Raw genomic sequence first — 25,145 nt, forward strand, 5'->3', positions numbered from 1 at the left:
CAACGTCTCGATTGGGGGGAATCTGTGCGTTGCACGCCAGAATTAAGTATTCGGCCTTTCACATAATACGCATTCACACGATGAGTGCAAGCAAATCGTCCACACTTTGGGGGACAGATTTTTCAGGCGGACGCGAGGAGGCCTCAGAATCCGCGAAAGCACACGGATTATCACGGTTCGATACCAGCGAGTATTGTCGAGGGTGAACGCAGACCGCAAAGGAGCGAAGAGTCGAACAATGAACACGCAGATAGACAGCCTGCTGCAGGAAAACCGCCGGTTCGCCCCGTCAGAGGAGTTCGTGTCGAATGCAGTGGTGGATTCCTCCATCTATGAGGATGCTGCTGCCGACCGCCTCGAATTCTGGGCGAAGCAAGCGCGTGAGCTCGTGACCTGGGACACCCCGTTCACGAAGACCCTTGACTGGTCGAACCCGCCCTTTGCGAAGTGGTTCGACGACGGCAAGCTCAACGTCGCCTACAACTGCCTCGACCGGCACGTCGAAGCCGGCAACGGCGACCGCGTCGCCATCTACTGGGAAGGCGAACCGGGAGACACCCGCACCATCACCTATGCGCAGCTCACCGAGGACGTGAAGCGCACAGCAAACGTGCTGACCGAACTGGGGATCGGCACGGGCGATCGCGTCGCCATTTACCTGCCGATGATCCCCGAGGCCGTCGTCTCGATGCTCGCCGTCGCCCGACTCGGAGCGATCCACTCGGTCGTCTTCGGCGGCTACAGCTCGGACAGCCTGCGTTCACGCATCGACGACGCCGAAGCGAAGGTCGTCATCACCGCCGACGGCGCATGGCGAAAGGGCAAGGTCTCCTCGCTCAAGCCCGCTGTCGACCAGGCGCTCGCGGGTAAGGACGGCGATACGCAGAAGACTGTGGAGCACGTGCTCGTCGTCAAGCGCGGCGAGAACGAGGTGGACTGGGTCGACGACCGGGACATCTGGTGGCATGACGTCGTTCCGGCAGCATCCGCCGACCACACGCCTGAGGCCTTCGGAGCCGAGAACCCTCTCTACATTCTGTACACCTCGGGTACGACCGGTAAGCCCAAGGGAATCCTGCACACCTCGGGCGGCTACCTCACGCAGGCTGCGTTCACGCACAAGAACGTGTTCGACCTGCATCCTGAGACGGACGTGTACTGGTGCACCGCAGACATCGGCTGGGTCACGGGCCACACGTACATGGTCTACGGACCGCTCACGAATGGCGCCACGCAGGTGATGTACGAGGGCACGCCCGACACGCCGCACCCGGGACGCTGGTGGGAGCTCATCGAGAAGTACAAGGTCTCGATCTTCTATACGGCGCCGACGGCCATCCGCTCGGCAATGAAGACCGGGCGCCAGGTGCCGCAGGAGTTCGACCTCTCGTCGCTTCGCGTGCTTGGTTCGGTCGGAGAGCCGATCAACCCCGAAGCCTGGATGTGGTACCGCAAGGTCATCGGCAACGACACAACGCCGATCGTCGACACGTGGTGGCAGACCGAGACCGGTGCGATCATGATCTCTGCACTGGCGGGTGTCACCGAGACGAAGCCGGGCAGCGCCCAGGTCGCGATCCCCGGAATCACGGTGTCTGTGCGCAGCGACGACGGCACGAAGGTCGGCAACGGCGGCGGCGGTCTTCTCGCCGTTGACGAGCCGTGGCCGGCCATGCTGCGCGGTGTTTGGGGAGACCCGGAGCGCTACAAGGAAACCTACTGGAACACGTTCGGCGACAAGTATCTCGCCGGCGATGGCGCCCGGCTCGACGAAGACGGCGACGTCTGGCTGCTCGGCCGCGTCGACGACGTCATGAACGTGTCGGGGCACCGCCTCTCGACCGCAGAGGTCGAGTCGGCACTCGTCGCCAACGAGATGGTCGCGGAGTCCGCGGTCGTCGGTGCGAGCGACGAGACCACGGGCCAGGCCGTTGTGGCGTTCGTGATCATCAAGCAGAGCCACCTCGACCAGGCCGAGAAGATCGCCGACATCACGAGCTCACTGCGCAGCTGGGTGGGCGAGCAGATCGGCCCGATCGCGCGGCCACGCGAGGTGTTCGTCGTCAACGAGCTGCCGAAGACCCGCTCGGGCAAGATCATGCGGCGCCTGCTTCGTGACGTCGCCGAGGGTCGTGACGTCGGTGACACGTCGACGCTCGCCGACACCAAGGTCATGAAGGTCATCACCGACCAGGTGCGGAACTAGCCACACACAACACCGGATGCTGCGGGGCGCTGCCTCGCAGCATCCGGTGTTTTAACTACTCCGTTGGCCACCGTATGTCGTGATTCGACTCATCGCCCCGCCCAGCGTTCCGTCTGGAGCGCCCCGGTGCACCAACTGTCCGGAGAACCCCCGGTACACGTACGGTCCGGAACGCCCCAGTACACCGACAGTCCGGAGAACCCCAGTGCAGCGGCGCTGTGACCCAGGTTGACGGCCATGCACAGTGACGGCACGTTCGTTTGCCCCCGAAAGAACACTTTCGAGGGCGTGGCCGCCTCCCCGAGGCTTCGGGCTTCGGAACAGCTCACGGGAACGCTTCAACTCGCCCGGAGTATCCCAGGAGCTCGCCTGCACGCTCCGCCGGGCTTCGAAAAATCTTCCGTGTCCTGAGAACCAGCTTTGGGGCGCCGCGTCGCGAGAACGGCCTGCTCACCACGTCCCGTGAACGCTCCTCTGCAGCGCTATATGTCCCGAGAAAAGGGAATGTTACCGAAAAGAGGGTCAGCTGAACGCTAATGCACTCTTCTCGGTAAGTTTCCCTCCTTCGGGGAAGCAAACACCACCAGCCCTTCCGGCACCCGCATCACGAACGACGATTCTGGCGCACGGTGCCGGAAAGCGACTGGATCGCCTCACCGCGCGACACTACGCGGCAGCGGAACGAGCGGAAGCAGCAGCAGCAGCAACGGCAACAGCAACGGAAGCGGCAGCAGCAGGAACGGCAGCGGAAGCGGAAGCGGAAGCGGACGGCAGCGGCAGCGGCAGCGGCAGCGGCAGCGGCAGCGGCCCGATGCTACGCGGCAGTGGAAGGCGCGAGGTGCGCCCCTTGCGCGAGCGCGCGCTGCACTGAAGCCTCGACGTACGGCCAGAATTCCACGACATCCTGATAAGTGAAACGCAGTACCGTATAGCCCATGAGCCGAAGTTCATTGTCATGCCGCGCGTCTGTTTGTTTCTGCTCTCGAGAGAGATGATCGGCACCGTCGAACTGGAGTACCAGGCGTTCACCGACGAGCCCGTCGACACGGTGTCCGGCAATCCGCACCTGTTGGCGCATGTGTATTCCGGCCGCAGAGAGGCGAAGACGTGGCAGCGTTTCGATCCCAGAGTCCGAGAGCTCGCTCACGGCAGCGGCGACACGGGCAAATGCAGCCGATCTCACATGCAGGCTCCGCAGTTCGGTTCTCGAGATATGCCCCGCGCGGACAGCAGAGTCCGCTACAACCAGTGCGCGCTCAAGGCTCTGGCACTTGGCCACACCGACGAGCACATTGACAACCGGGTCCACGACGGTGTTCCGTGAGCGGGCAATCGGGCCTGTGCCGTAGTGCAGCCGCACCTTCGCCCGGTTCGGCTGAACATTCGAGTGATTGCGGACCACAATATGACAGCGATCGTCGTGCAACGTCCACAGACCATAGTGTTTCGCCGCACTGACGCAGGTGAGATGCCCTCCAAGCATCGCCGCCCATCTCAGATCCCGGGGGCATGACAACGTGCACACCCAGCTTCTTCCCGCACGCGTGACAAGCCCTCGCTTCACCTCACTCGCCACGTCACGTTTGCTGAACCCTGCGCTATAGATATCGGCCGTTCGCGCAATTTGGTCATGCTGCCGAAGCCAACTGCTGATCAGCGAGTCACCCATGAGCACAGCATGCACCGATCTCGACGTTCGTCACGCCACAATTCGAACACCTGTGGAAACCCAGAGCACAGCCGCGATCTGTGGACGAACCAGCTGTTGGAACGCCGACGACCTCGCTACGTGCCCCAGCGCGAATGCCCGAATGCCCGAATGCCCGAATGCGCGGATGCTGCGAGGCGACGCCCCGCAGCATCCGGAGTTATTCGCCTGTGGGCCCGCCACCCGATTCTTTTGAAGAGCCGTCACCCGGGTCTTTGCAGGGCGAGAGGGCCGTCAGAGAACCTTCCTCAAACACGTCGTGGATATCGCGGGGCACAGCCCAGCGGCATCCGGCACGTCAGAACGATCCGAGAACTGCATTCGCATCTGCATCGAGCTCCAGCCCCTCAAGTACGCCGAGAAGCTGCCGCTCCTCATAACGAAAATGGCTTTCCATGATCGCCGCGATTCCCTCGACGTGCTGCGCAAGTTCCCGCGGTGAGGCAGAGCGCTCGATCGCATCCGTCAACCCGTTCATGAGATGCGCGATCATCGAATGATCCTGCGCGAGGGAGCGCAGCGTCTCTCGCAGCTCAGGATGCTCCGCGGCCAGCGCGGGGAAGAGCTCACGGTCTTCCGCGCTATGGTGCCCGCTGAGGGCAACGCAAAAACCGTGACAGTACAGCAACAGGTCACGTGCTGCCGGCCCGACCTGCCCAGCATCGTCAAGCGACTCTCGCGTCACTCGCAAAGCACCACGCAGGCGTTCATGGACGGCGCGCAGTTCTCGGCTCCAGGCGATGAACCTGCTCGTCTCGCCCTCAGTCACGTGAGGGCGAAGGGGATGATGCTGACATCATTCTCCTTCGTGTTCGGCGCCTCCATGCCTGACACTGCCTGCCACCGACACGCGACGCTGAACTCAGCATACTCACGAGCATGCGGTACGTGCGATGATGGCCGCGATGATGTTCTTTCGACACGCCGGCCGACTCGCCATCGTTGCGGCGGTGATTCTCGGGTTGTCGGCGTGCGCCGGGAGCGCGCCGCAGCCGTCTCAGGCGCCCTCGAGCTCGTCCCCCTCCTCGAGCACTCCGACCCCCACTCCCGACGATCCCGTGGCATCGATGACCCTCGAACAGAAGGTCGCGCAACTGTTCATGGTGGGAACGCCTGTTGAGGGGGCAGACGAAACCACGCTCGCCGCCGTCGGAGACGATGGCGTGGGCGGGCTGTTCCTGCACGGTCGTCTGTCGACGGGCGTCGACGCGGCGGCCACACTCGTCAGTCAGTTCACCAACGTTGCGTCGTCGCCGCTCCCCCTCTGGGTCGCTACCGATCAAGAAGGAGGCCAGGTTCAAGTTCTCGGCGGAACCGGTTTCGATTTGATCCCGGCGGCGGTCGAGCAGGGCGCGATGGATCCTGACGATTTGCGTGCGTCAGCATCCGAGTGGGGCGATCAGCTCGCGCAGGCCGGGATCACAATGAATCTCGCTCCCGTCGCTGACATCGTGCCGCCGGGCACGGCAGGTTCGAACCCACCGATCGGGTCACTCGACCGCCAGTACGGCGACGATGAGGCGGCGGTCTCAGCCGGTGCTGGCGCATTCGCCGCGGGAATGCGCGACGCCGGAATCATGCCCACGCTCAAGCATTTCCCCGGCCTTGGCTACGTGACGGACAACACAGATTTCTCGTCAGGCGTTGTCGACAGCACGGTCACAGCCGACGGGCCGGATCTCGGCGTCTACCGCACACTGCTCGACGAGGGGCCGGCGATCGTCATGATGTCCACGGCGATCTACGCGAACATTGATCCGGATGCTCCAGCGGCATTCTCCGCGTCGGTCATCGGTTTGCTGCGCGATGATCTCGGCTTCGATGGCGTCGTCACGACCGACGACCTCAGTGCCGCTTCACAGGTCTCGGCGTGGACACCCGCCGAGCGCGCCACGATGGCGATCGATGCGGGAGTCGACCTCGTGCTGGTCTCGAGCGACCCGTCCGTGTATCCGGAGATGCGCGACGCCGTCCTTGAGCGGGCGCAGAGCGACGCCGACTTCGCGCAGAAGGTCGACGATGCCGTGCGGCGCATCGCCGCGGCGAAGGGCCCGTAAGCCGTCGAGCAACAACCCGGCGGATGCTGCGACCACGCAGCTCCCCGCGCGGCCATGCGGCGCGACGGTCAAGTGCGACGCACAGCAGACTGCCTCGCAGCATCCTGATACTCGCGGTCCGCGTTGGAACCTCGCACAGGCAGTTCGACGACGCTTACGCCCTACACATGAGCGAGAACCCGCTCCGTGCGCGTAGGCGAGGATCCGCCCCCTTACGCGTAAGCGAGAACGAGCTCCACCTCGACGGGCGAGTCGAGCGGAAGCACGGCGACTCCCACGGCAGAGCGCGCGTGCTGGCCCGCATCACCGAAGATCTCGCCCAGGACCTCGCTTGCGCCGTTGATCACGCCGGGCTGCCCAGTGAAGGCGGGGTCGCTCGAGACGAAGCCCACGACCTTCACGACGCCGGTGACGCGGTCGAGAGATCCGATCACGCTCTCGGCGGCGGCCAGCGCGTTGAGGGCGCACTGTTTCGCGTAGTCTTTCGCGTCGGATGCGGGGACAAGCCCGTGCCCGTCACCGACCTTGCCCGTGGCCGGAAGCGCTCCGTCAAGGAACGGCAGCTGCCCCGACGTGTAGACGAGGCCGTCGTGCGTGATCGCCGGCACGTAGGCGGCGACGGGGGCTGCGACGGCGGGCAGTTCAAGCCCGAGTTCTACGAGGCGGTCTGCGATTCGTGACATCAGGCGTCCTCCACCGGACGCTTGAGGTAAGCGACGAGCCCGCCTTCTGGGCCCGTCACGACCTGCACGAGTTCCCAGCCTTCGCTGCCCCAGTTGTTGAGAATCGCTGAGGTGTTGTGAACGATCAGCGGGGTGGTCACGTACTCCCACGTGGTCATGCGGCTCCTTCGTCAGGCTGCAGTGTGATGAGGCAACGATCCGATTAACAGCACTGTCGCGTCGGCTGTTTTTCAGAAACGTCACTTAGCATCGATCCTATGCCTGAACAGAAACGAACGGCTAGAGGCGTGGTCGGAGGCCTTCTCGGCTTCATCGGACTCAGCGCCGCAGCCGGAGTTCTCGTCACCGCCGCTGTCACCCCCGCACTCGCCGTCACCGGCATCACGGCGAACAGCGCCATTGGCGTCTTCGATGACCTCCCCGAGTACCTCGAGATCACTCCGCTCATGGAGAAGTCGAACATCTACGCGAAAGACGGCGACAAGAACGTTCTGCTTGCAAGCTTCTACGAGCAGAACCGCGTCGAAGTCCAGTGGGACGAGATCTCGCAGTATCTGAAGGATGCCGCAGTCGCGACGGAGGACAACCGGTATTACGAGCACGGGGGCATCGACCTCACGGGTACGCTCCGCGCCATCGTGTCGAACCAGCTGGGCGAAGACACGCAGGGTGGCTCCTCGATCACGCAGCAGTACGTGAAGAACGTGCGCATTCAGAAGTGCGAGAGCGACACCGACAACAAAGAAGATCTCGCGAAGTGCTACGACGAGGTCGCCGGCGTCCACTACTCGCGCAAACTCAAGGAGATGCGCTACGCCATCGGGCTTGAAAAGGAGTACTCGAAGGACGAGATCCTCCGCGGCTACCTCAACATCTCTGGCTTCGGCGGCGTCATCTATGGCGTCGAATCGGCGGCCAACTACTACTTCGGCACCAGTGCCAAAGACGTGACGCTCGCGCAAGCCGCGACGATCATGGGCATCGTCAACAACCCCAACCTTCTGCGCATCGACAAACCGGACAACCCCGATAACGGGGAAGAGAACGGCTATGCGCTGACGAAGCACAGGCGCGATGTGGTGCTGAAGGCGATGCTGGCCTACGGCAAGATCACCCAGGATCAGTTTGACGAGGCGATCGAGACCGAGATCGAGCCCAACATCACCAAGCCCAAGGGCGGCTGTGCCGCGGCCGGCTCAAACGCGTACTTCTGCGACTACGTCACCAAGGTGATCGCGAACAACGAGGCATTTGGTGATTCAGAGGCGGAACGTGTCTCGACGCTCAAGCGCGGCGGGCTCGACATCTACACGAGCCTCGACCTGCGTCTGCAGAAGACCGAAGCGGATGCTCTCCACGCGGCCGTCCCGTCACACGAAGATGGCATGAAGCTCGGCGGAACGGCGACCTCAATCGAGCCGGGCACCGGCCGTGTCCTCGCCATGGTGCAGAACACTGCATACTCGAACGACCCCGACAAAGGCCCCGGCTACACGGTCGTGAATTACAACACCGACAAGGCCTACGGTGGATCGAGTGGTTTCCAGCCCGGTTCGACATGGAAGACCATGGTGCTCGTCGAGTGGCTTTTGCAGGGGCACTCAACGCAGGAGATCGTGAATGCTAATCTCCGGCAATTCAACTACAACACGTGCACCGGTCCCTCAGTCTGGAACCGCGGTGAGCTGAAGAACTCGGGGGACGGCGGCGGAAGCCCCGGCGGAATGTTTTCGGTACAAAAGGGTGTCACACAGTCCATCAACACTGTGTTCGCCGCGATGGGAGAAAAGCTCGACCTCTGCGACATCGCCAACACGGCCGAGGCGCTCGGCGCACACAGTGCGACCGGTGCTGATCTGACGCATTACCCCACCACGCTCATCGGAACGTCGGAGGACACCATCGCTCCGCTGTCCATGGCGAATGCCTACGCAACCCTTGCGGCGAAGGGCATGCACTGCGAGCCGCGTGCGATTGACAAGATCGTCAAGGCTGACGGCTCCGAGATGGACGTTCCCGGCAAGTCGTGCGACCAGGCCATTCCTGAGAACGTCGCAGCAACGGCCGTGCAGTCGCTCACCCAGGTGATGACCCAGGGCACTGGACGAGGTGGCAATCCCTACGCCGGGCCGATCTTCGGCAAGACCGGTACGACAGACGGGTACAAAGACACCTGGCTCGCAACAGCGACGACCGAGGTCGCCAACGCCGTCTGGGTCGGTAACTTGAACAGCTCGAACTACACGCACATGAACCACAAGTACATCAATGGCCAGCTTGGCAGTCAGATCAAGTTTGGACTCACGAGCGAGATCGTCCGGAAGACCTTTGAGCTGTACGGTGGCGAGCAATTCCCCGAGGCAGACAAGGACCTCACGAGGCGCATTCTCAAGGACGTCCCTGACGTTGTCGGGCAGTCCGTGGAAGAAGCAACACAGGCGTTGAAGGACGCCGGCTTCGGTGTCTCGGTCTCGGATAAGCAGGTTGATTCGACCGTCGAAGCCGGTAAGGTCGCGAGCACAGACCCCGCTGGGGGTGAGCGCGTCAACAGCGGGTCGACAGTCACCATCAGTGTCAGCAATGGCAAGGGCAAGGAGGTGCCCGACGTGGTTGGCGACTCGTACAACTCGGCCAAGAGCTCGCTGAAGGATGCCGGGTTCAAGGCCAAGAAGGCCGGTTCTTGCGAGCCGGGCGGGGAGAAAAACGACGTTGCCTCGCAGGATCCTGGCGGCGGCTCGACAGCAGCTGAAGGCTCGACTGTGACGCTGACCCTGTACTGCGGCGACGATGGTGATAAGGACGACGACTGACCATGGGGAGTCGCCCGCTCGGAATCGCTGGCGGACTGCTCACGGCGGCAGCCACGGCCGCTGCCGGAGCTTTCGCCTGGGGTTCGCTCATCGAACGTCGCCTGTTTACCCTACGCTCCGAGACAGTGCCTGTGCTGCCTCCGGGGGCCGAAAGCATCCGGGTGTTGCATATCTCAGATCTGCACATGGCCCCGTGGCAGCGCGATAAGCAGCGCTGGGTCACCGAGCTCGCAACACTGAAGCCCGACCTCGTTGTCGTCACGGGTGACAACCTGGGGCACGAAGACGGCTTGATCGGGCTCCGGCGTGCATTCGAGACGTTCCGCGGAATTCCCGGCGTGCACGTGCACGGGTCGAATGACTATTACGGACCACTGCGCAAGAACTGGCTGCGCTACTTTCAACGCCACACGGGCGGGATCCCACCGCGGTCCCCCAATCTTGACACCGCGGCCATGGACCGGTTTTTCGGCGAGACGCTGAGGTGGAGAGACCTCAACAATGCGGTGTCGAGCCTCGAGGTCAACGGCACCACTCTCGACTTCTTCGGCGTCGATGATCCGCATATTCACAGAGACCGCCTGGACGTGCTCACGGGACTCATCGATGATCTGCGTGATGACCAAACGTCCGATGGCACAAGCGACGTGTCACGCCATGTGACCCTCGGCGTCGCACATGCTCCTTACCAGCGCGTGCTCAACGCGTTCGTGACGCACGGGGCGCAGATGATCTTTGCCGGTCATACCCACGGCGGCCAGGTCTGTGTTCCCGGCTACGGAGCCCTCGTCACCAACTGCGATATTCCACGCTCGAAGGTCAAGGGGCTTTCCGTGTGGACGCACGCCCTGCGCTCGTCGTTCCTGAACGTGTCTGCGGGGCTCGGCACGTCGATCTACGCCCCGGTGCGCTTCGCCTGCCGTCCGGAGGCGACGTTGGTGAAACTCGTCGCCGCTCAGGTCTGAGACTCAGCTTTCGTCGTCGCCCGCCAGCGACCGCGCCGTGATGTCCTGATGCGCCAGGCGGCGCAGCGCCACGAGCACCGGCTCGTATAACGCGGTCCCCAGAACCGCGTACTCGATCGCTGCCGCCGGAGCCGCGTCGGCCTGCGGCATCCGTGAAATGTCGAACTCGGCAACCTGGCGAGCCGCCGAGGCATACGCATCGAGCCGCGCGTCCGACATCGGAATTCCCGTTCCGTCGATCGCAGCGATCGATCGTTCGAGCTGTGCTGTCCCCGCGTAGCGCGGATCGTACGTCCACCCCAGCCGTTCGATCACTGCCCTGGCCCGTGGATAGTCGACAGCATCCGCTTCGCCGTCGGTCGTGTATGGAGGCAGAGAATCCACAGCCTGACCGAGCGTCGCGAAAATGTCATCGCCGGGCTCGTCGATGAGTTCGAAGATGCGTTTCACCTTGGCGATCGGCAGCCCCACGACATCAACGAGAGCGCGGATCAGCCGCAAACGCGTGACGTGCTCGTTGCCGTAGTCGGATTGACGGGCGCCGAGCGCGGTCCCCGCAGGCAGCAGTCCCTCACGCAGGTAGTACTTGATGCTGGCGATCGAGACACCGGTTTCGCGCGACAGTTCAGAAATTCTCATCATCACCTCTTGCTTTAGATAGTATCAGTATCTACTATTGGATACCGTCACTATCCACAAGAGGAGATCACCATGTTTTCGCCATCCATGACCATCACGGCCGGCGCCGTCCTGCTCACGATCATCGGGATCGCCTACGGAGGCACATTCATGCTGCGCGTCGTCACGGGAAAGCAAGGAGCGAACTCGCTGCAGAAGTCGTTCTTTCGCGCCGGGCATGCTCATGCCGGGATGCTGGTGACCTTGGGGCTCGTTGTCGGCCTTGTCATGACCGCTGCGGGCGTGGGCCCGTGGGGAGACCGGATCGCGGGCGCTGTGCTCACGACGGCAATCCTCATCCCGGGAGGCTTTTTCTTCTCTGTGATCGGCCGTGACCCGCAGAAGCCCAACGCGTGGATTGCGCTCATCTGGGCTGGTGCGGCGCTCTTGACGGTGTCGCTGCTGGCTGGCGGCATCCTCTTGATCACGACCGGTGCATCCGCCTGACCAGGTTGTCCGGGTAGATGCGACACCGCCGGACGAGCGCAACAATCGCTACGCCGAACATCGGAAGCTGTCGCACCCCGTCGCCGGGGCCCGGCACTCACCGACCGCCGTGCTCGCCCTGTGCACACAGCTCAATGCCGATCTGACCCAGCGGCGTCGACCGCGTCGCCACCATCGCAAGACCGGCCGCGTGCGCGCACTGCTCGAACTCAGCGATCGTACGCTCGCGGCCACCGCAGAGCACGAGCATCCGCAAATCCATCTCGGCGTGCTCGGCACGGGCCGCAGTGTCGTTCTCGATGATCACCACGCGCCCTTCGCGGCCCGCAGCGTCGGCGCATCGTCGCAGGATCTCTACGGCGTGTTCATCGTTCCAGTCATGCAGAATGCTGTTCAGAACATAAACGTCGCCCTCCCCGGGCAACGGCTCGAAGAAGCTCTGAGCCACATAGCGCACGCGGTCGGCGACTCCCTGATCGTGCAGGAACATTCGACCCCGCTCCACGGTTGCAGGCAGGTCGATGAGAGTCGCAGTCATGCCCGGATGCTGGCGCAAGAGAGCCGCGATCAAGCGACCGGTTCCCCCGCCAACGTCGACGATGTGTCGAGCGCGCGACCACTCGAAACTCGCGACGTCGTCGCTCACGTACTCGCTCCCGGAGGACATGACCCGGTCGAACGATGCGTTCAGCGTGGGCGACTCCGTCACATGCTCCCAAAACGGTGCGCCGAACATTGTCTGCCACGCGGGCTCCCCCGTGAGCACCGTGTGCATCAGCTCGGTGAAGACGAGGTCCATCTGCCCGCCAAATCCCGAGAGATCGAGGTTCTCGCGCATTCCCGACGGGTGATCAGAGTCGAGAAGAGCAGCAAGGGAGTTCGTGCCAAACACTCCCCTCTCGGGCTCGACGAAAACACCGTGTGTGACGAGGTGTCGCATCATGCGTTCGAGCGCTTCATCATTCGCTCCGACCCGGCGTGCGAGCTCGTCCGCGCGCAGCGGACCGTCGCGCAACTCGTCAGCGAGCGCGAAAGTTGCGGCAACGCGCATTGCCATCGGCGTGACCAGGTCGATGAGGGGTGCAAGCCGCTGCCACCCCGAAGGCTCTGCGTCCGTCGCTGACATCGTCATCGCTCCTTCGCGCTCCCTGGCACTCACCGCCAGTGTAGATCCCCATGCGAGCACGGTGAGTCTCGCCGAAGCCGTCACGGCGCGCTATGTCGCCCGACGCGCCGCATCATCTCACACCCGAGCGCTCGCTCAGGGCCACAATGATTTCTATGAGCGAGAGCAAATCGCCCGACGTGGTTCAGTTGGAGGCTCGACTGTGGGCCGCGCGCAACGAGATCGCCACTCTTCGCGGGATGTTCACCGGCTTCGCCGCCATCGTCGTGGCCGCGGTTCTTATTGCAGCCATCGTCACCCCGCTCACCATCACCAGGCACGATGAGCGGTCGCCCACCTCAAACCTGGGAGAAGTGATCTCGGGGCTCATGCAGAACAGCGGGCGCCCTGATTTCGGTTTCAGCGAGAACCTCACTCTCGGCCTGCTGGTGGGAATCTACGTCGTGGTCGTCGTCGCCCTCGTCTCGCTTCTGCTCATCGCGATGCGCGCGGTGTCACGCTGGGGCGTCATCGCGGTGCGCATCATTGGGATGCTGCTCATCGTCGCGGTGCTCGGTTTGTGGGCAGCTCAGACCCAAGTGACCGATGCCGACGAAATCAACGCCGGCCCCGCAATCTGGGTGCTCGTCGCCGGAACAGTGCTATACAGCATCCTCGTGTTTGCGAAGGATGCATCATCGCTGTGGGGGCCGGACAGGTAGCGGTGAACGCGCCGCCCGATCGTTGATCGTGCCTACACCTCTCCACGACGCAGCAGTTCACCCCGCGGCACGTCGCCGTCGACCTCGATGCCGCGCAGCACAGTCCGGCGCACAACTCCCATGAGCGCCTTGCCCGCATACGGCGATACGGGGTTCTTGTGCCGCAGGGCGCGGACGTCGACGGTGAACTGCTCGTCAGGCGCGAACACGGCGAAGTCGGCATCAGCCCCCACCTCGAGTCGCCCCTTGCGCTGCAGGCCGACCAGGTTCGCGGGTGCCGTCGACATCCACGACACGACGCGGTCGAGCGGGATGCCGCGACGGCGCGCTTCGTTCCAGATCAGCGAGATGCCCAGCTGCAGTGACGAAACTCCGCCCCAGGCGGTCCCGAAGTCGCCCGTGCCCTTGAGCTCCTCGGTGCTCGGCGAGTGGTCGGACACGATGCAGTCGATCGTGCCGTCGAGAAGCCCCTGCCACAGCAGTTCGCGATTCGCCTCTTCACGGATCGGCGGGCAGCACTTGAACGCCGTCGCGCCATCCGGAACTTCCTCGGCGGACAGCGCGAGGTAGTGCGGGCACGTCTCGACGGTGAGCCGCACGCCGTCCGCCTTCGCCTGGGCGATCATCGGCAGTGCGTCGCTGGAGGACAAATGCAGAATATGCGCGCGGGCGCCGGTGCGGCGAGCACGGTCGATCACAGCAGCAATTCCCGCGTTCTCGGCGTCACGCGGGCGTGAGGCGAGAAACCCCGCGTAGCCCGGGCCGAACTCTTGGGGCGCCGTCTCGATCGAGTGAGGGTCTTCCGCATGCACGATCAGTAACGAGTCGAACGACGCGATCTCGCGCATGTCCGTCTCGATCTCATCGAGCGGCAGCGGCGGAAATTCGTCGACGCCGCTGGGCAGCAGAAAGCATTTGAAGCCGAAGACGCCCTCGTCGTGCAGCGGGCGCAAATCGGCGGTGTTGCCGGGAACGGCGCCTCCCCAGAAACCCACGTCGATGTGAGCCTGGCTTCTGGCGACGTCACGCTTGACGTTCAGCGCGTCGACGGTGACGGTGGGCGGGATGCTGTTGAGGGGCATGTCGATGAGCGTGGTCACTCCCCCGGCAGCGGCGGCCCGCGTCGCCGAGGCGAAGCCCTCCCACTCGGTGCGGCCGGGCTCGTTGACGTGCACGTGCGAGTCGACGAGGCCGGGAAGCAGCACTTCGTCATCGGCAAGGTCGACGATGCGGTCGGCGTCGAAACCGGCCCCGGATGCTGCGATGGCGGCGATGCGCCCGTCGGCAACACCGATCTCGCGCGGAGATTCGCCGTCAGCGGTGAGCACGCGGCCGCGGATCACGAGATCGTATGGGCCGGATGCTGCGCCGGTTGTCGTGTTGTCTGTCACGGTGTCACTCCTTGCGTGAGCCTCTCGGCGTCCGCGTTGATTGTCGTTCCGATCTGCCGCAGCAAGCCGGAGGCACCGGCCATGCTCTTCTGCACATCGGGCTCGAGGTCAGAGAGCGCGTAGACGGCGGCGAAGCCAGCCTCGCGCAAAGTCGTGTCATCAAGGGTGGTGCGGCCGCACACGGCTACGACGGGAACTCCCGCCGCGATCGCCGCCTTCGCCACGCCGATCGGTGCCTTGCCGCCGAGGCTCTGCTCGTCCAGGCTGCCCTCGCCCGTGATGACGAAGTCGGCCTCAGCGATCTTCGCGGTCAGATCCGTGAGCCGCTGCACGACGACGGTGCCCGGCTCACGGTGAGCGCCGAGTACGAGGGCGGCGAATCCGACCCCTCCGGCGGCACCGGCGCCCGGCGCGGCAACGTGGTCGGCCGCAGCGGGAACGGCGGTGCTGAGTACGTCGACGAAGTGCGCGAGCGCAGCATCCAGTCTCTCGACGTCTGCGGACGTCGCGCCCTTCTGCGGCCCGAACACGGCCGCGGCTCCGCGTACGCCGAGCAGTGGGTTGTCCACGTCGGCGGCGAGCACGATCTCGCACGACGCCACGCGCGGGTCGAGGCCAGAGAGGTCGATGTTCGCGAGGTCGGCGAGCGCTGCTCCGCCGTCGGCGATCGCAGTTCCGGCAGCATCCTGAAGCCGGGCGCCGAGGCCGACGAGCACACCAGCTCCCCCATCGGTATTGGCACTTCCGCCCACGCCGATGGTGATGCGTGTGCATCCGGTGTCGAGGGCGGCGCGGATCAGCTCGCCGGTGCCGCGGCTCGACGCGGTGAGCGGGGCGAGCGTGCCGCCGGGAAGGACGTCCAGACCGCTCGCGGCCGCCATCTCGATGACCGCCTCACCGCCGCGGACGGCGAACCGGGCTTCCACCTGTTCGCCCGTCGGCCCTGACACCGTCGCGCGGTGCTCAGTGAAGCCGACGTCGATCGCCGCGTCCACGGTTCCCTCACCGCCGTCGGCCACGGGGACCGTGTCGACGCGGTGCCCGTCGAGGCCCGCCGCAAGGGATGCGGCGACTTCGGGGCCGGTGAGGGAACCTTTGAACTTATCGGTGGCGATCAGAATACGCATGGCACAGATTATGCCTGCAATTCGGTGAGCGCCGTGGGAGCATCGGCGGAAGCCTCGGCGAGTTCCTCGAATTCGTTGATCGACGCGATGCTCGTGCCCATCGACACGTTGGTCACGCGCTCCAGAATCGCCTCGACGATCACGGGCACCCGGTGCTCTTCGGCGAGTGCCTGCGCGTTCGCCAGAGCCGGGGCCAGGTCGTCGGGCTGCTCCACCCGGATCGCCTTGCAGCCGAGGCCTTCAGCCACCTTGATGTGATCGACGCCGTAGCCGTTCGTCTCGGGAGAGTTGATGTTGTCGAACGCGAGCGACACCTGATAGTCCATATCGAAGCCGCGCTGCGATTGACGGATCAGCCCGAGGTACGAGTTGTTCACGACCACGTGCACGTAGGGCAGGTTGTGCTGTGCACCGACGGCGAGCTCTTCGATCATGAACTGGAAGTCGTAGTCGCCCGAGAGCGCAACGACCTTCTGGTCCGGCTTGCCGCGCACCACGCCGAGGGCCGCGGGAACGGTCCACCCGAGCGGGCCGGCCTGACCGGCGTTGATCCAGCGGCGCGGGCCGAACACGTGCAGCATCTGCGCCGCCTGAATCTGCGACAGACCGATCGTCGACACATACGTGGTGTCTTCGCCGAATGCCGTGTTCATCGCCTCGTAGACGCGCTGCGGCTTGAGCGGCACGTTGTCGAAGTGCGTCTTGCGGTGCATCGTGCCCTTGCGTGCCGTGCACTCGTTCGCCCACGCGCTGTAGTCCGGCAGTGTGCCCGCCGCCGAGCGCCCACGGGCAGCGTCGAGAAGGGCCTGCAGCGCCAGCTTGGCATCCGAGACCACGCCGTAGTCCGGAGCGAAGATGCGGCCCAGCTGTGTGGGCTCGATGTCGATGTGCACGAAGGTGCGCCCGGCCCGATACGTCTCGAGATCGCCGGTGTGCCGGTTGGCCCAACGGTTGCCGATGCCCAGAACAAAGTCAGACTCGAGGAACGACGCGTTGCCGTAGCGGTGTTGAGTCTGAATGCCGACCATGCCCGCCATCAGGGGGTGATCATCTGGAATCGCGCCCCAGCCCATGAGCGTGGGAACGACGGGCACGTCGAGCAGCTCCGCCAGCTGCACGAGCTCGTCGGCAGCATCCGCGTTGAAAATGCCACCGCCGGCCACGATGAGCGGATGCTGCGACGCGGCGAGCATGTCGAGAACCTTGTTCGCCTGAGCCGACGTTGCCGCCGGTGTGGCGACGGGCAGCGGCTCGTATGTGTCGATGTCGAAGTCGATCTCGGCCATCTGCACGTTGATCGGCAGGTCGATCAGCACCGGACCAGGCCGGCCCGTCCGCATCTCCTGGAAGGCGCGCTGGAACGCGCCGGGAACCTGCGCGGGCTCCAGCACCGTCATCGCGAACTTCGTCACGGGCTTCGCGATCGACTCGATGTCGATGGCCTGGAAGTCCTCCTTGTGCAGCACGTGTGTGGGCGCCTGGCCCGTGATGCAGAGAATCGGAACGGAGTCGGCGATCGCGGCGTACAGCCCCGTGATCATGTCGGTTCCGGCCGGGCCGGACGTGCCGAGGCACACGCCGATGTTGCCGTGCGCCGACCGAGAGTAGCCGTCGGCCATGTGCGAGGCGCCCTCGACGTGGCGTGCGAGGGTGTGCCGGATGCCGCCATGGGCACGCATCGCGGAATAGAACGGGTTGATGGCGGCGCCGGGCAGACCGAACGTCTCGGTCGCGCCCTCCTTCTCGAGGATCAGGACGGCAGCATCAACGGTGCGCATCTTTGTCATGATGTTCTCCTAGACGTATGACGGTCACTTGCGCCCGGACGAGCGCGCAACCTGAGTGAAGAGACCGGAATGGTCGAGATCTCCGTCGCCCTGGGCGACGATGTTGCCGACCAGCTGGGCGACGGTGGCGCCGAGCGGAATCGAGACGTTTGCCTCGCGTGCCGCCGAGGTGACGATGCCGAGATCCTTGTGGTGCAAGGTGAGGCGGAATCCGGGGTCGAAGCTGCGGTCGAGCATCTTCTGGCCCTTCTGGTCGAGGACTTTCGAGCCGGCGAGCCCGCCTCCGAGTACCTTGAGCCCGGCCTCGGTGTCGACGCCGTAGGCCTCGAGAAATACAACGGCTTCGGCGAGCGCCTCGATGTTGGCGGCGACGATCAGCTGGTTCGCCGCCTTCACCGTCTGGCCGGAGCCGGAGGGGCCCACGTGAACAATGGTCTTGCCGACGGCATCCAGAACCGGCTGCGCGTCGTCGAAGTCTTCCTTCGCCCCGCCGATCATGATCGAGAGAACGCCGTCGATCGCGCCCTGTTCCCCGCCCGAGACGGGGGCGTCGAGCGGACGGATGCCGGCGGCGCGCGCGTCCTCGGCGAGGCGTGCTGCCACGTCAGGGCGAATTGTGCTGGCGTCGATCCACAGCGCTCCGCTCTTGGCGTGAGCGAAGATGCCGTCCTCACCCGAGACGACGGCCTCGACGTCAGGCGAATCGGGAACCATCGTGATGATGACGTCAGCGCCGGCGACAGCATCCGCAATGCTCGATGCGCCGGTGCCGCCCTTCGCCACGAGTTCGTCGATCTTGGGCTGGCTGCGGTTGTAGCCGGTGACGCTGAATCCGGCGTTCACGAGGTTGGCGGCCATGGGCAGGCCCATGATGCCGAGTCCGATGACTGCAACGTTCGTCATTGTTGTCACTCCTGTGTGGTGGTCGAAGTTTTTTCGGGGTGGCGTGCCTTAGGCACGGGATGCTGTCTGCTCGCTCAGCCAGGAGAAGGGGTTCTCGGCTGCCGTCTTGTACTCCAGCCCGATGGGCCCCGTGTAGCCGCCGGTGCGGGCGTCGTCGATCCAGCGGTCGAGCGGAAGGTCGCCGCTTCCGGGCTCGCCGCGGCCGGGAGCATCCGCGATCTGAATGTGACCGAATTCGGCGGCGTGCTCGGCGATGACGCGATCGACGTCGTCGCCGTTGACGGCGAGGTGGTAGAAGTCGGCGAGCAGCTTGATGTTCGGCTTGCCGACCTTCGCGATCACATCGAGGGCGTCTTGCGCCGTCTTGAGCGGGTACGCGTCGGTTCCGCTGACGGGCTCGAGCAGAACGGTGCCGTCGATCGCGGCGACGGCGTCTGCGGCGAGGGCGAGGTTCTCGAGCGCGACCTCGTCTTGCGCCGCCGGGTCGTCGCCCTCAACGCGGTTGCCGTACAGCGCGTTGAACCCACGGCATCCGAGCCTCTCGCCGATCTCAACGACGACGGGGATGTTGTCACGGAACTCGCCAGCGCGGGCGGGCCACGAGACAAGGCCCCGCTCTCCGCCGGGCATGTTCCCCGCGAAGAAGTTGAGGCCTGTCAGCTGCACGCCGGCATCGGTGACGGCGGCGACGAACGCGTCGATCTCGTCCTGAGCGGGAACCGCTGTGGCGAAGGGCCACCAGAACTCGACGGCGTCGAAGCCCGCCGCTTTCGCCGCGGCCGGGCGGTCGTTGATGGGCAGATCCGTGAGAAGGATCGAGGCGTTGACCGTGTACGTCATGGCGTTTCCCTTCCAAAGTATTTCGTATCTTGGAATTTACTTTCTACTGCATGAAAGTCTAAACGGCGATGGGGGCCGCGTCAACCACGCAGTTTCACGGGCACGCGGATCTGAAGTACCTCCGCTACGCGGTCTCGCGGATCGGCGAAGCTGGATGCCCCCGCCCCACGTCGCTGACCCGCGACGCCACCGCCGCCAATTGGGGACCAATTTTTAACCCCAATTTCATAGTGAAAGTTGGTCCCCAATTCAGAAGTGCGGCGAAGCGAAGAGATATGTGAGGCACCAGACGGCGTCGCGGGCCCGTGGCGTACGTCTCGTCGCATCGTTGCGCCATACGCGGGCCCGAGCGCACAATCGAAGATGACACGGCGAGGTGCAGTGGCATCAGGTCCGCCGCCGCGTAGCGCGCCCGCGAGCCACTGAGCTCAATCAGGAACGAGACCACGAGGAAGCACGATGACATCGGTGGCGATGCTCGCTCCCCGGGGGACACGCGTGCTCCACGGGCTCGCCCTGCTCTGCTGCACCCTCGTTTTCGGGCTCACACTGACCCACGTGCTGCAGTCGCCGGGCAGCCGCACGCTGGACGGGCCCGAATGGCTCGATGTGATGCACACGTTCTACGGCGGATTCGCTGCCGTTGGCGGGGTCACGGAGGTCCTCGGGCTCGTGCTGACCGCAGTGCTCGCCGTGCTTGCGCTGTCGCGACGGCTCGTCTCCCCCGGCATCGCGTTCCTCGTTGCCGCACTCTGCCTGCTCGGGACTTTGCTCGCGTACTGGTTCGGCAATCGCCCGGTGAACGCGCTAGTCGCGGTATGGACGCCCGCGACGCTTCCCGACGATTGGAGCGCATATCGCACATCGTGGGAGGCCGCTCATGCCGTGTCGACAGGACTCAGCGCTCTCGCTCTCATCTGTGTCGCTGTCGTGCTGCTCATGCGTGCGTACCCTCGCCGCAGCTGACGCCCTCGCCCTCAACCGAGCTCAACCGAGCTGCTGTCGCGCTCCTCGTGCCTACTTGCCCCGGGGGGGGGGAAGCCCGCCAGAGATGTGCGCAATTGCGAGCAGGTGTCCCAGGTTGCACTCTGGAGCCCACGCTGCATTCAACGATGTGTGCCGGGCGTCGTCGCGACCCGACAACGGGCTGCCCGTGCCCTGCAGCAGCTTCGGCCCCCGTTGCAGGTTCGTTCTCACAGCCACCGCCCACGCGATACCGCTTACGTTTCGCGCGCCCGATGGCCGCGAGCACCGCCTCGCGCGTCTGCCACGTCGAGTGCCGTCCAGGCCAGCGCGGTGGCGCCGTCGCGCAATGCCTGTTCAGCAACGGGGCCGACGCACGCCTCGGCGAAGCCCGGCTGGTGGTTGCTGTACTCGCCGCCGACTCCGATGAACGGGTGGATCGCGTTGACGATCTGCGACACATTGCCCATGTCGGTCGAAGCGCGGTTCATGCTCGCTTCTTCGGGCGGGATCTCGAAGCGGCGCCCCACAGCTTCGGCGTTTCGTACGTAAAACGTGTTGGCCTCAGCATCCGGTCTCATCTCTTGGTACCTGCCGCTCTCGGGAGTGATCGTGAGCTCGGCCCCAGTCGCGAGCGCACCTGCCTCGAAGCAGCGCCGCACGCGCTCTTCGACGTCGAGAAGAAGATCTGTCGTATCCGCGCGCACGTACCAGCGGCCCTCGGTGCGCTCGGGAATCGCGTTCGGCGCTTCGCCCCCACGGGTCTGGATGCCGTGCACACGCACTCCGGCGGGCAGCTGCTGTCGCAGCATCCCGATTGCCGTCTGCGCGATCACGAATGCGTCGTTCGCGTTGATGCCTCGATCCGGATACGCGGCGGCGTGTGCGGACCGCCCGTCGTAGGCGACGTGCCAGTGTGCGACGGCGAAGGGCTGCGCCTCGGCGACGTCTTCGGGAGCCGGATGCGCCATGAGGGCAAAGTCCAGTTCAGTGAAGGCGCCGCGGTCGATGAGTTCGACCTTGCCTCCGCCGCCTTCTTCGGCCGGGGTGCCGATCACCTCGACAGTGATGCCTGCCTCGGCCGCCACCCGGGCGAGCCCAATCGCGCCGCCGACAGACATCGCCGCGATGAGGTTGTGTCCGCAGGCGTGGCCGAGGCCGGGCAGTGCGTCGTACTCGGCGAGGAAGCCCACGGTGAATGGGCCATCGCCGAGGGTGGCACGGAAGGCGGTGTCGAGCCCGAGATACGGATGCTCGATGGCGAAGCCATGCCGGGCGAGCACATCAGCGACGGATGCTGCGGAGCGATGTTCTTGCCACGCGGTCTCGGGGTTGTCGTGCAGTGTGTTCGACAGGCGGACGAGTTCGTCGTCGACCTCGGCGATGCCTGCCGCGATCTGCTCTTTGAGTGCGTCGCTCATCGGGTGCCCCTCCGTCATCGTCAGTGGTTGTTCCCACCGTACCCAGCTTCCGCGCGGGCGGACGGAGCAAGGGCGCGTCAACTATCGGCTCAATCAGGTGCCTGTGCCACACAAGTCGGTCGATTGCTGACCCCCCAGTTCACGGGTCACGATGACAGGTCGACCGACTCACGGGGCAATACAGAGACGGGTGTACACCGTATACCTCGACGCACGGGCGCCTCTAGCCGCGGGTGGCCAGGGTGCATAGCCTGGCAACGACGCGCGAAGTTCACGGAGACATGGTGTCCCATGCACCGCTCCAGGGTTCGCCCACGAATGAGGGAAGTCATGACAGAGCAAAATCAATGGTCGAACGGCACAGTCCGACCGACACGACGCGGAGTTCTCACCGCAAGTGCCTGGGCCGTCCCGATCATCGCCGTCGCTGCAGCAACTCCGGCGGCCGCCGCATCAGCCACTTCCGGGTTCTCCATCACAAGCTTCGACGCGGGCATCGCCGCGTATCCGGGCGCAGATTTTCTCATGCGCGCCTACATCACCACGGCGGCTGGAGATCCAGCCCCCGCTGGAACGACGATCTCGGTGTACGTGAGCGGCACGTTCGTCCTCTACACCAACTCGAATCAGGATGGTTACGCGGACCTCCCCCTTGATTATGAGAACTTCCCCCGGGACACCACCTTCTTCATCGTCCTCAATGAAAGAGACGGTAATGCGTGGACGTCTCAGACCTACGAGACGAATATGATCCTCGACAAGCTGTGAGCTGTCGACTTCAGCACGCTCGGCCCGCAGACACGTGGTGATGACTGGTGGCCCCACGAGGTTACGAAGAGTCGTGGAGCGATCATCATGTTTCTTCGCTATGCGCTCGACCTGCTGATAACAAAACACCGTCCCGCCAGCGACGACGTCTTTGTATCTGATGGCGAATACGTGACGATGGCAGCTCGAAGACGCGATGGGGGATGCAACCTGACGATGAAGCATCGGCGGCAACGGACGCCTCTAGCGCGCTCAGGTGCTCTGACTGCTAGCTCTACGCGGCCGGAGCGCCCGAAACCCGCGCTTAGTACGGTGGTTTTAGCCTCGGGAACATCGGGAAGTGTTTGACATTGCGCGTCAAGAGCGAGGCATGGAGTGATTGAGCGGTTGCGGCAATGGCAAGATCCGCAGAGTCGATTCCTCGATTTCCTGGAAGCCACCGCCGGCCGAGCCCACCGGCGATCTCGGCAATGTGCTCGTCGACGGGATGCCACATCACCGCGCTGAAGAGCATTCAGGTCTGCACTTCTTCAGACGCTTGCATTCCCGCAAGCACCTCGACACGCGTCGCCTCACTCGCATGAAAGTGACAAGTCGTGCGAGCTACGCGAAGCACGTCCGCGGCGGGGCACCCGCCTCGCAGGTCGTCAATGAGAATCGACGTATCGACAACGACAGTCATCGATCGACGGCCTCGGCCAAGCGAGCACCAGAACGCATGCGCTCAACGTCCTCCGCACCGTCGACGTCGCGATCGCTCCACGCACCTAAGGCATCCTCTATCGAACGAAGGTCGGACTCGGAATCCCGCTGCGAGCCGTACACGCTTGAGACGGCGCCGCGAATGAGCGCCGAGATCGAACGCCCGGTTCGTGCAGCCTCCTCGTTGAGAAGTCGTCGCTCCTCAGCTGTCAAAGAGATCTGCGTCCGAAGCATGATGTAATCATCCGTCACATGGACCCGTATTGAGTCGCCCTATGGCGCTTCTTCAGTCAGTGTCCCCGTCACTACCTGCGAACCAATGGTCAGCGTGTATGAAAGGTCTGCAATCGCGTCGGCTTTTGTCAGAAACTGCACGTTGAGATAGCCACCGGATATATCTGGATACCAAAGCTTTGACGTCGGTGTCGACATCATGATGCCCCCGAGAACTGCTGAGGCGTTCGGGGGCGCAGGGTCAGAGTTCGCACCTTGGTAATACACGTCAGCCCAAATCTCTAACCAGAACTGCCCCGTCGTTATGGGCGACCACCTGGCTGATGTTACGTCAATCTCCCAGGCCTCGGCTGCTGATGCCGCGGCGGCGGGAGTTGCGGCAGCGAGCGCGACCACGGGTGCCGCCCACGTACCCATACGCAAAACTGTACGCCTCGAGGGGCTCTCGGTTCGTTTCATCATCTCGTCAGTCATCGCTCATCGTCCTCGCTGTCAGGCACACGTCATGATCTGGACCTATGCCTCTCGCGACAGCCGAAGTACACCCCGAACGGGGGACAAATCATGGTCACATGTCGACGAGAACGGTAAAAAACTGGGGCCAAGAGTCACCTGTACGCCGTATATCGGTACATCAAAATAGTGCGGGCACCGGCCAAACGCCAGGTGCCCGCACACAGCGCAAAAGCGTCAGCTCTTCAGGATGCTGCCGGTCAGCGACACTTGACGGTTCACGTCCTTGTACAACAGGTAGCGGAACTTCGACGGTCCGCCCGCATAACAGGCTTGCGGGCAGAACGCGCGCAGCCACATGAAGTCGCCCTCCTGCACTTCGACCCAGTCGCCATTGAGCCGATACACGGCCTTGCCCTCGAGCACGTAGAGGCCGTGCTCCATGATGTGCGTCTCGGCGAACGGAATCGATCCGCCCGGTTCGAACGTGACAATGTTCACGTGCATGTCGTGGGCCATGTCAGCCGGGTCGACAAAACGCGTCGTGGCCCACGCGCCATCGGTGTCAGGCATGGGCGTCGGCTCGACAGCATCGTCGCTCGTGACAAACGCCGCCGGCGCAGCCACGCCAGCGAGCGGCTCGTACTCTTTGCGCACCCATTGGAACGAAGCCACATCGCCCGAGCGGTTGTGCAGCGTCCAGGAGCAGCCCGCGGGAAGATACGCGTACCCACCAGCATCCAGTGTGTGCTCGGTGCCATCGATCGTCGCCACGAGCGAGCCGCGCAGCACAAATACCACGCTCTCGACGCCGGCCTCCGGCTCGGGGCGATCGCTGCCGCCGCCCGCGCCCACCTCGACGATGAGCTGCGCGAATGTGGTCGAGAAGCCCGCGATCGGCTTCGCGAGCACCCAGGCGCGCGTGTTTTGCCACTCGGGCAGGTTGCTCGTGACAATGTCGCGCAGCACGCCGCGCGGCGTTACCTGGTACGCCTCGGTGACGATCGCGCGGTCGGTCAGCAGGTCGGTTTGGGGCGGCAGCCCGCCCTCGGGCGCGTAGTAGGTGCGGTCGCTCATACGTGGTCCTCCAAAGTGTGGTTGGTGCGCAGACCTGATCGGTTGCTCGTCAGCGGCGATAGCGACTGCGCAAGCAGGCTAGTCGCTGGAACGTAGGA

The 25,145-nt window shown here is 64.3% G+C and carries 24 protein-coding genes; 9 read left to right on the top strand and 15 right to left on the bottom strand.

From position 1 onward, the window contains the following. Nucleotides 1–238: 238 nt before the first annotated feature. On the top strand, nt 239–2,206 hold the full coding sequence (acs, locus tag OK352_RS09975; protein WP_265141321.1) for an acetate--CoA ligase: 1,968 nt from the start codon (nt 239–241) through the stop codon (nt 2,204–2,206). Nucleotides 2,207–3,020: 814 nt separating this feature from the next. Here acs and OK352_RS17695 read toward each other — a convergent pair. Next, entirely contained in the window at nt 3,021–3,284 is a 264-nt protein-coding gene (locus OK352_RS17695) for an endonuclease domain-containing protein (protein ID WP_372338092.1), read from the bottom strand. Here OK352_RS17695 and OK352_RS09980 point away from each other — a divergent pair. Continuing rightward, nucleotides 3,198–3,530 carry a hypothetical protein gene (locus tag OK352_RS09980; protein ID WP_265141322.1) on the top strand — a complete coding sequence of 111 codons (333 nt, stop codon included), beginning with the start codon at nt 3,198–3,200 and terminating at the stop codon, nt 3,528–3,530. The genes OK352_RS17695 and OK352_RS09980 overlap by 87 nt on opposite strands. Nucleotides 3,531–4,212: 682 nt before the next feature. Here the strand turns inward: OK352_RS09980 and OK352_RS09985 are convergent. Continuing rightward, nucleotides 4,213–4,683 carry a hemerythrin domain-containing protein gene (locus OK352_RS09985; protein ID WP_265141323.1) on the bottom strand — a complete coding sequence of 157 codons (471 nt, stop codon included), beginning with the start codon at nt 4,681–4,683 and terminating at the stop codon, nt 4,213–4,215. A 298-nt stretch (nt 4,684–4,981) separates the two neighbouring features. Here OK352_RS09985 and OK352_RS09990 point away from each other — a divergent pair, with 298 nt between their 5' ends. Further along, nucleotides 4,982–5,971 carry a glycoside hydrolase family 3 N-terminal domain-containing protein gene (locus tag OK352_RS09990; protein ID WP_265141325.1) on the top strand — a complete coding sequence of 330 codons (990 nt, stop codon included), beginning with the start codon at nt 4,982–4,984 and terminating at the stop codon, nt 5,969–5,971. Nucleotides 5,972–6,183: 212 nt separating this feature from the next. On the opposite strand, the gene OK352_RS09995 is transcribed toward OK352_RS09990, so the two are convergent. Continuing rightward, nucleotides 6,184–6,654: a RidA family protein gene (locus OK352_RS09995; RefSeq protein WP_265141326.1), complete on the bottom strand. Its 471-nt coding sequence runs from the start codon at nt 6,652–6,654 to the stop codon at nt 6,184–6,186. Then, on the bottom strand, nt 6,654–6,812 hold the full coding sequence (locus OK352_RS10000; RefSeq protein ID WP_265141327.1) for a Sp36 family protein: 159 nt from the start codon (nt 6,810–6,812) through the stop codon (nt 6,654–6,656). Before OK352_RS10000 ends, OK352_RS09995 begins: the two co-directional genes overlap by 1 nt. Before the next feature lie 99 nt (nt 6,813–6,911). Between OK352_RS10000 and OK352_RS10005 the strand changes: the two genes are divergently transcribed. Together OK352_RS10005 and OK352_RS10010 are read left to right on the top strand one after the other, a co-directional pair. After that, nucleotides 6,912–9,464: a transglycosylase domain-containing protein gene (locus OK352_RS10005; RefSeq protein ID WP_265141328.1), complete on the top strand. Its 2,553-nt coding sequence runs from the start codon at nt 6,912–6,914 to the stop codon at nt 9,462–9,464. Nucleotides 9,465–9,466: 2 nt separating this feature from the next. Then, the gene (locus OK352_RS10010) at nt 9,467–10,429 is read left to right on the top strand and encodes a metallophosphoesterase (protein ID WP_265141329.1); all 963 of its coding nucleotides are present in this window, start codon (nt 9,467–9,469) and stop codon (nt 10,427–10,429) included. A 3-nt stretch (nt 10,430–10,432) separates the two neighbouring features. Here the strand turns inward: OK352_RS10010 and OK352_RS10015 are convergent, their stop codons facing one another. After that, entirely contained in the window at nt 10,433–11,068 is a 636-nt protein-coding gene (locus OK352_RS10015) for a MerR family transcriptional regulator (protein WP_265141330.1), read from the bottom strand. Nucleotides 11,069–11,140: 72 nt separating this feature from the next. Here OK352_RS10015 and OK352_RS10020 point away from each other — a divergent pair, with 72 nt between their 5' ends. Continuing rightward, nucleotides 11,141–11,554: a hypothetical protein gene (locus OK352_RS10020; protein ID WP_265141331.1), complete on the top strand. Its 414-nt coding sequence runs from the start codon at nt 11,141–11,143 to the stop codon at nt 11,552–11,554. A gap of 97 nt (nt 11,555–11,651) precedes the next feature. On the opposite strand, the gene OK352_RS10025 is transcribed toward OK352_RS10020, so the two are convergent. Continuing rightward, the gene (locus OK352_RS10025) at nt 11,652–12,680 is read right to left on the bottom strand and encodes a methyltransferase (protein WP_265141333.1); all 1,029 of its coding nucleotides are present in this window, start codon (nt 12,678–12,680) and stop codon (nt 11,652–11,654) included. Nucleotides 12,681–12,835: 155 nt separating this feature from the next. Between OK352_RS10025 and OK352_RS10030 the strand changes: the two genes are divergently transcribed. Next, nucleotides 12,836–13,381 (top strand): hypothetical protein, encoded by a 546-nt coding sequence (locus OK352_RS10030; RefSeq protein ID WP_265141334.1) that lies wholly within the window; start codon nt 12,836–12,838, stop codon nt 13,379–13,381. Nucleotides 13,382–13,413: 32 nt separating this feature from the next. Here OK352_RS10030 and allB read toward each other — a convergent pair whose 3' ends face one another. From allB to OK352_RS10055, 5 genes are read right to left on the bottom strand one after another with little or no spacing between them, the layout of a single operon-like run. Then, complete coding sequence (gene allB, locus OK352_RS10035) at nt 13,414–14,772, bottom strand: allantoinase AllB (protein ID WP_265141335.1); 1,359 nt, start codon at nt 14,770–14,772, stop codon at nt 13,414–13,416. Further along, complete coding sequence (locus OK352_RS10040) at nt 14,769–15,899, bottom strand: glycerate kinase (RefSeq protein ID WP_265141336.1); 1,131 nt, start codon at nt 15,897–15,899, stop codon at nt 14,769–14,771. The genes allB and OK352_RS10040 overlap by 4 nt, the downstream gene beginning before the upstream one ends. A gap of 8 nt (nt 15,900–15,907) precedes the next feature. Beyond that, on the bottom strand, nt 15,908–17,686 hold the full coding sequence (gene gcl / locus OK352_RS10045) for a glyoxylate carboligase (RefSeq protein WP_265141337.1): 1,779 nt from the start codon (nt 17,684–17,686) through the stop codon (nt 15,908–15,910). 24 nt (nt 17,687–17,710) lie between these two features. Continuing rightward, a complete protein-coding gene (locus tag OK352_RS10050) occupies nt 17,711–18,589 on the bottom strand; it encodes a 2-hydroxy-3-oxopropionate reductase (protein WP_265141338.1) in 879 nt (292 codons plus the stop codon). A 48-nt stretch (nt 18,590–18,637) separates the two neighbouring features. Beyond that, nucleotides 18,638–19,429 carry a hydroxypyruvate isomerase family protein gene (locus OK352_RS10055; RefSeq protein WP_265141339.1) on the bottom strand — a complete coding sequence of 264 codons (792 nt, stop codon included), beginning with the start codon at nt 19,427–19,429 and terminating at the stop codon, nt 18,638–18,640. A gap of 459 nt (nt 19,430–19,888) precedes the next feature. Between OK352_RS10055 and OK352_RS10060 the strand changes: the two genes are divergently transcribed. Continuing rightward, the gene (locus OK352_RS10060; protein ID WP_265141340.1) at nt 19,889–20,395 is read left to right on the top strand and encodes a hypothetical protein; all 507 of its coding nucleotides are present in this window, start codon (nt 19,889–19,891) and stop codon (nt 20,393–20,395) included. 254 nt (nt 20,396–20,649) lie between these two features. On the opposite strand, the gene OK352_RS10065 is transcribed toward OK352_RS10060, so the two are convergent. After that, a complete protein-coding gene (locus tag OK352_RS10065; RefSeq protein ID WP_265141341.1) occupies nt 20,650–21,813 on the bottom strand; it encodes a M20 family metallopeptidase in 1,164 nt (387 codons plus the stop codon). A 330-nt stretch (nt 21,814–22,143) separates the two neighbouring features. Here OK352_RS10065 and OK352_RS10070 point away from each other — a divergent pair, with 330 nt between their 5' ends. Then, a complete protein-coding gene (locus OK352_RS10070) occupies nt 22,144–22,581 on the top strand; it encodes a hypothetical protein (protein ID WP_265141342.1) in 438 nt (145 codons plus the stop codon). 678 nt (nt 22,582–23,259) lie between these two features. Here the strand turns inward: OK352_RS10070 and OK352_RS10075 are convergent. The 3 genes from OK352_RS10075 to OK352_RS10085 form a co-directional block, all read right to left on the bottom strand. Continuing rightward, a complete protein-coding gene (locus OK352_RS10075) occupies nt 23,260–23,517 on the bottom strand; it encodes a ribbon-helix-helix protein, CopG family (RefSeq protein WP_265141343.1) in 258 nt (85 codons plus the stop codon). Between the two features lie 39 nt (nt 23,518–23,556). Then, the gene (locus OK352_RS10080) at nt 23,557–23,934 is read right to left on the bottom strand and encodes a hypothetical protein (RefSeq protein ID WP_265141344.1); all 378 of its coding nucleotides are present in this window, start codon (nt 23,932–23,934) and stop codon (nt 23,557–23,559) included. A 273-nt stretch (nt 23,935–24,207) separates the two neighbouring features. Then, nucleotides 24,208–25,047, bottom strand: coding sequence for a bifunctional allantoicase/(S)-ureidoglycine aminohydrolase (locus OK352_RS10085; protein ID WP_265141345.1), 840 nt, complete (start codon nt 25,045–25,047; stop codon nt 24,208–24,210). Nucleotides 25,048–25,145: the final 98 nt, after the last annotated feature.

Source organism: Microbacterium sp. MPKO10, assembly GCF_026107415.2.
Lineage (GTDB): Bacteria > Actinomycetota > Actinomycetes > Actinomycetales > Microbacteriaceae > Paramicrobacterium.

What these genes read in the sequence shown, in the direction of transcription:
- OK352_RS10085 (WP_265141345.1), bottom strand. Translation starts at nt 25,047, where the DNA reads ATGAGCGACCGCACCTACTACGCGCCCGAGGGCGGGCTGCCGCCCCAA.
- OK352_RS17695 (WP_372338092.1), bottom strand. Translation starts at nt 3,284, where the DNA reads ATGCGCCAACAGGTGCGGATTGCCGGACACCGTGTCGACGGGCTCGTC.
- OK352_RS10025 (WP_265141333.1), bottom strand. Translation starts at nt 12,680, where the DNA reads ATGTCAGCGACGGACGCAGAGCCTTCGGGGTGGCAGCGGCTTGCACCC.
- OK352_RS09990 (WP_265141325.1), top strand. Translation starts at nt 4,982, where the DNA reads ATGACCCTCGAACAGAAGGTCGCGCAACTGTTCATGGTGGGAACGCCT.
- OK352_RS10070 (WP_265141342.1), top strand. Translation starts at nt 22,144, where the DNA reads ATGACAGAGCAAAATCAATGGTCGAACGGCACAGTCCGACCGACACGA.
- OK352_RS10010 (WP_265141329.1), top strand. Translation starts at nt 9,467, where the DNA reads ATGGGGAGTCGCCCGCTCGGAATCGCTGGCGGACTGCTCACGGCGGCA.
- OK352_RS10020 (WP_265141331.1), top strand. Translation starts at nt 11,141, where the DNA reads ATGTTTTCGCCATCCATGACCATCACGGCCGGCGCCGTCCTGCTCACG.
- OK352_RS10040 (WP_265141336.1), bottom strand. Translation starts at nt 15,899, where the DNA reads ATGCGTATTCTGATCGCCACCGATAAGTTCAAAGGTTCCCTCACCGGC.
- OK352_RS10055 (WP_265141339.1), bottom strand. Translation starts at nt 19,429, where the DNA reads ATGACGTACACGGTCAACGCCTCGATCCTTCTCACGGATCTGCCCATC.
- OK352_RS09980 (WP_265141322.1), top strand. Translation starts at nt 3,198, where the DNA reads ATGATCGGCACCGTCGAACTGGAGTACCAGGCGTTCACCGACGAGCCC.
- OK352_RS10065 (WP_265141341.1), bottom strand. Translation starts at nt 21,813, where the DNA reads ATGAGCGACGCACTCAAAGAGCAGATCGCGGCAGGCATCGCCGAGGTC.
- OK352_RS10060 (WP_265141340.1), top strand. Translation starts at nt 19,889, where the DNA reads ATGACATCGGTGGCGATGCTCGCTCCCCGGGGGACACGCGTGCTCCAC.
- acs (WP_265141321.1), top strand. Translation starts at nt 239, where the DNA reads ATGAACACGCAGATAGACAGCCTGCTGCAGGAAAACCGCCGGTTCGCC.
- gcl (WP_265141337.1), bottom strand. Translation starts at nt 17,686, where the DNA reads ATGACAAAGATGCGCACCGTTGATGCTGCCGTCCTGATCCTCGAGAAG.
- OK352_RS10075 (WP_265141343.1), bottom strand. Translation starts at nt 23,517, where the DNA reads ATGCTTCGGACGCAGATCTCTTTGACAGCTGAGGAGCGACGACTTCTC.
- OK352_RS10005 (WP_265141328.1), top strand. Translation starts at nt 6,912, where the DNA reads ATGCCTGAACAGAAACGAACGGCTAGAGGCGTGGTCGGAGGCCTTCTC.
- OK352_RS10000 (WP_265141327.1), bottom strand. Translation starts at nt 6,812, where the DNA reads ATGACCACGTGGGAGTACGTGACCACCCCGCTGATCGTTCACAACACC.
- OK352_RS10080 (WP_265141344.1), bottom strand. Translation starts at nt 23,934, where the DNA reads ATGGGTACGTGGGCGGCACCCGTGGTCGCGCTCGCTGCCGCAACTCCC.
- OK352_RS10050 (WP_265141338.1), bottom strand. Translation starts at nt 18,589, where the DNA reads ATGACGAACGTTGCAGTCATCGGACTCGGCATCATGGGCCTGCCCATG.
- OK352_RS09995 (WP_265141326.1), bottom strand. Translation starts at nt 6,654, where the DNA reads ATGTCACGAATCGCAGACCGCCTCGTAGAACTCGGGCTTGAACTGCCC.
- OK352_RS10015 (WP_265141330.1), bottom strand. Translation starts at nt 11,068, where the DNA reads ATGAGAATTTCTGAACTGTCGCGCGAAACCGGTGTCTCGATCGCCAGC.
- OK352_RS10030 (WP_265141334.1), top strand. Translation starts at nt 12,836, where the DNA reads ATGAGCGAGAGCAAATCGCCCGACGTGGTTCAGTTGGAGGCTCGACTG.